This is a genomic window from Arthrobacter sp. 2YAF22_2 (assembly GCF_052114645.1).
In the GTDB taxonomy this organism is placed as follows: domain Bacteria; phylum Actinomycetota; class Actinomycetes; order Actinomycetales; family Micrococcaceae; genus Arthrobacter.
Map to the genome: position 1 here is coordinate 1 of NZ_JBFRFD010000490.1, position 2,675 is coordinate 2,675.

The 2,675-nt window shown below is 67.9% G+C and carries 2 protein-coding genes and 1 pseudogene; 1 reads left to right on the plus strand and 2 read right to left on the minus strand.

What is annotated here, in order from left to right; all coding sequences use genetic code 11:
• Window positions 1-129 (plus strand): annotated as a pseudogene (locus AB4Y86_RS16290) (anthranilate synthase component II); the annotation flags it as partial.
• Between the two features lie 68 nt (window positions 130-197).
• On the opposite strand, the gene pknB reads toward AB4Y86_RS16290, so the two are convergent.
• Window positions 198-2,150: a Stk1 family PASTA domain-containing Ser/Thr kinase gene (gene pknB / locus AB4Y86_RS16295; protein WP_441403220.1), complete on the minus strand. Its 1,953-nt coding sequence runs from the start codon at window positions 2,148-2,150 to the stop codon at window positions 198-200.
• Window positions 2,151-2,156: 6 nt separating this feature from the next.
• A partial coding sequence (locus AB4Y86_RS16300) for a PASTA domain-containing protein (protein ID WP_441403221.1) occupies window positions 2,157-2,675 on the minus strand: 519 nt, incomplete at its 5' end.

The window sequence follows — 2,675 nt, forward strand, 5'->3', positions numbered from 1 at the left end:
GTTCAGTTCCACCCCGAATCGGTGCTGACCGAGGGCGGCTATCTGATGCTGGGCAACTGGCTCGAGTCCCTGGGCATGGCAGGCGCCGCGGCGCGGGCCGCCGCACTGAGCCCCCTCATCCAGCACTGACCCGGCAACGCCGGTGAAGCCGCGCGGCGGGGTGCAGTGAAGCCGCGCGGCGGCTTGCCGGACCGCTGCTAGCCGCGGGACTTGGTTGTCGTCGGCGAGGGCGACGGTGACGGAGAGGGGGACGGCGACGGCGGGGGTGGTGGCGGCGGGGCTTTGGCCACCGTGACGGTGATCGTCTTGCCCTGTTCGACGGTGGCATCCGCAGGGTCGCTCTGGCCCGTCACCTTGCCGGGGTCCACCTGGGTGTTTTCGACTTCCGTGACGCTGAGGTTTAGCCCTACATTCTTCAGGGCCGCCTCAGCCTCCGCCTGCGGCAGGCCGACGAGTTGCGGCACAGCCACCTTGCCCGTGGAGATAACTATTTCCACCGAGCTGCCCACAGCCACGTTCTGGCCCGGCGCCGGGTTGGTGGTGATGACGATGCCGGCCGGAACCTTGGGGCTGTTGTTCAGGGTGGTCTTTGGAACGGTGGTCAGGCCTGTCCGGCGGAGCACATCCCTGGCGTCCGCCTCGGTCCGGCCGGGCAGATCGGCGGGGATCGTGATGACGCTGGGACCGTCGGAGATGTTCAGGGTAATGTCCGCGTTGCGTTCCAAGGCGCTTCCGGCCGTCGGAACCGTGCCCACGGCGCTTCCCTTGGGTACCGTCTCATGTTGGATGCGCTTCAACTGGGGCTTGAGGCCGGCATTGTAGAGCTTTTGCAAGGCCTCGGATTCGGTCAGTGACGCCACCGCAGGGACATCCACCTTGGCCACCGGCGGAGGCTGCTGGTTGACCATGTTGTAGAGCCACAGTCCGCCGCCGGCCAGGACCAGCAGCGTGAAAATCACCAGCGTTGCAATCCACGTCCGGCGGCGGGATTTCTGCCGGCCGGTCGGTTCGTGGTCGGCCGGCAAACTCAGCGGCAGGCTGCCGGTATCCGCGTGCTCGTGGCCGAGTAACGCTGCGCTGAGCGCCTCGGTCTCGACGGGGGGCTCCGGGGCGACCCGTGCGGCCGGGGCGTCGTCCAGGAATTTGGCGCCGGTCAGGGAGAAAGCGGCCGTGGGCGGCACCTGCTCCGGGGCCACGGTGTTGTTCGGGTCGGTGGGCGCTTCGCTGGCCGGCAGCACTGCGACGGCGACGCCGCTGCGCGCGGCCCTGAGCGCACGGCGGAAGGCCGCCGCGTCTTGGAAACGGTCGGCCCGGTTCTTCTGCAGCGCCTTGGCGAGCACGCTGTCCAGCGCCGCTGAAACTTCGGGGTTGAGGCTGCTGGCCGGCTCGGGAATTTCACGCACGTGCTGGTAGGCGACCGAAACCGGGCTGTCGCCGATAAACGGCGGCCGGCCGGTCAGCATCTCGTAAAGCAGGCACCCGGCCGAGTACAGGTCGCTTCGTGCGTCGACCGTTTCGCCGCGGGCCTGCTCGGGGGACAGGTACTGGGCCGTTCCCACCACGGCCTGGGTCTGAGTCATGGTTGCCGACGAATCCGCCATGGCACGGGCAATCCCGAAGTCCATCACCTTCACGCCGTTAGCGTCCGGGCAATACATCACGTTGGCCGGTTTGATGTCGCGGTGCACGATGCCTGCCCGGTGGCTGTAATCGAGCGCGGAGAGCACGCCGAGGGTGAAGTCGATGGCCCGGTCGATCGTGACTTCCTTGGCCCTGATCAGATCCCGGATGGTCTTGCCCGAGACGAACTCCATCACGATGTACGGCACACGGACGCTGTCGTCGTGGCCGCCTGGGACGGCATGGTCTCCGGTGTCGTAGACGGCGACGATCGATGGATGGTTAAGTGCCGCCACGGCCTGGGCTTCACGCTTGAACCGGGCCTGGAATTGCGGGTCCCGCGCCAGGTCCGGGCGGAGCAGCTTGATGGCCACCGTCCGGCCCAGCCTGGTGTCCAGCCCGCGGAAGACATCCGCCATCCCGCCGCGGCCGATCAGCTCACCCAGCTCATAACGCCCGCTGAGGACACGCTGGTTACCCACCGGGCTGTTGTCCTCCCGGTGCGAAGGAGTGCGGGGTGAAGTAGACATGTTTGACTACTGACCGGGGCTGGAGCTTGGGGTGGCGGGGCTGGAGGAGGTCGGCGCCGGCGCGGCGGCAAGGTGGTAGATCACCACGGAGCCTGCCGGCACCTGCTGGCCGGAGGTGGGCTCGGAGCTCACAAAGGTGCCATCCAGCTGGTTCTTCCTGCCTGCGACCGGGTCACCCTTCTGCCAGCGCAGGCCGGCGCCCTGGATGGCCTGCTGGACGGCGGCTTCGGTGGCACCCTGCTCCAAGGTCGGGACGGTGCGCATGTCCGGTCCCTTGGAGTAGCTGACAGTGATGACGTCGCCGCGCTGGACTGGACCGGACGGGTTGATATCCAGCACAGTGTTCGGCGCCGCGGGGTCGAAGACCGGGGCGCCCTTGACCTGGAGTCCCATGCCGATCAGTTCGGTCCGGACGTCATTGAACGGCCGGCCCTTGTAGGCGTCCGGAATCAGGTTGATGGCCGCCGGGGTGGACTGCGTGGGCGTAGCCGAGCTGCTCGTGGCGCTGGGAGTAGGGCTCTGGGA

What these genes read in the sequence shown, in the direction of transcription:
- pknB (WP_441403220.1), bottom strand. Translation starts at nt 2,150, where the DNA reads ATGTCTACTTCACCCCGCACTCCTTCGCACCGGGAGGACAACAGCCCG.